The organism is Streptomyces sp. NPDC085946, from assembly GCF_044540485.1.
Taxonomy (GTDB): domain Bacteria; phylum Actinomycetota; class Actinomycetes; order Streptomycetales; family Streptomycetaceae; genus Streptomyces.
Map to the genome: position 1 here is coordinate 1 of NZ_JBITSF010000070.1, position 1416 is coordinate 1416.

Annotated in this window: 1 protein-coding gene; it reads left to right on the forward strand. The window is 67.3% G+C overall.

Annotation, left to right across the window (positions count from 1 at the left end):
- The first annotated feature begins 56 nt into the window (after positions 1-56).
- Positions 57-1331 (forward strand): IS701 family transposase, encoded by a 1275-nt coding sequence (locus tag ACIF8T_RS40485; protein WP_400042494.1) that lies wholly within the window; start codon positions 57-59, stop codon positions 1329-1331.
- Positions 1332-1416 lie beyond the last annotated feature (85 nt).

Sequence of the window (1416 nt, forward strand, 5' to 3'; positions counted from 1 at the left end):
CTAGTAGTGCTTCGTTAGGTCTTTTCGTTGATGCTGATCAAGAGCATGTTGGCTGTGTGGATGCGTATGAAGTGAACCGATTACGGGCGGCGTTGGCGATGTTCGTGGCGGATGTCTTCGCCTCGGTGCCGCGTAGGGATCAGCGGGCCAGGGGTGAGTGCTATCTGCGTGGCCTGATGCTCGACGGCCGGCGCAAGTCGATTCAGCCGATGGCCGAACGCCTGCCGGACGGGAACATGCAGGCCCTGCAGCAGTTCGTGAACCAGTCGCCGTGGGATCCGCTGCCGGTCAGGCGGCGGATCGCCGAACGGCTGTCCGAAGTTGTCAGGCCCGAGGTGTGGGTGATCGACGACGTGTCGTTCCCCAAGTGCGGCAAGGCGTCGGTCGGGGTGGCCCGGCAGTACTGCGGAGCCGTCGGCAAACGGGCGAACTGCCAGGTCGCGGTCAGTGTCCATGCCGCCACCGACACCGCCTCGTGCCCGTTGGACTGGCAGTTGTATCTGCCGCGGGAATGGACGGACGAGCCGGACCGCTGCCGCAGGGCAGGGGTCCCCGAGAGCGTGGTGCACCAGGAGAAGTGGCGCCTGGCGCTCGGCCTGCTGGACACACTCGCCGAGTGGCAGCTGACGGCGCCGGTCGTGGTCGCCGACGCCGGCTACGGCGTCAGCACCCCGTTCCGGCTCGGTCTTGAGGAGCGAGGGCTGTCCTATGTCCTGGCCCTGAACGGCAAGGAAGTCGCTCACCCGGAGGATGCCGAGCCGCACCGGCCCGCATACGGCGGACTCGGACCGCCCACCCTTGCCCGTTACCGCACCCCGCCGCGAGCCATTTCCACCCTCGCAGTGGAGGCGGGAGCACAGCGATTCACCGAAGTGACCTGGCGCCAGGGCAGCAAAGGCGCGATGACCTCACGGTTCACCGTGCTGACGGTGCGGCCCGCGGGCAAACAGGCGCTGGCCGCTGCTCAGCAATCGGGCGGCGGCCGAAACCGGTGGGACGGCGTCCTGCCCACCCAGACCCTCCTGGTCGAATGGCCCGACGGCCAGGATGCCCCGACCAACTACTGGATATCGAACCTGCCGCCCACCACACCGACCGCTGACCTGGTGCGGTGGGCGAAGATGCGCTGGCGGATCGAACACGACTACCGAGAGCTCAAGCACGGCCTGGGACTGGACCACTTCGAGGGCCGCACCTGGCGCGGATGGCACCACCACGTCACCCTCGTCACCGCCGCGCAGGCCTTCCTCACCCTGCGCAGGCTCGACCCAAAAGCCGAGGCACCAGCCCAAGCCTCTACCAGACCCTCGACGCACTCCAAGACCTGCTGAGGTGCTGGACCGGCACCTGCACCACCTGCGGCCGCCCCCTCAAGACCAGCAGAACCAGAGCCAGAACCTAACGAAGCACTACTAG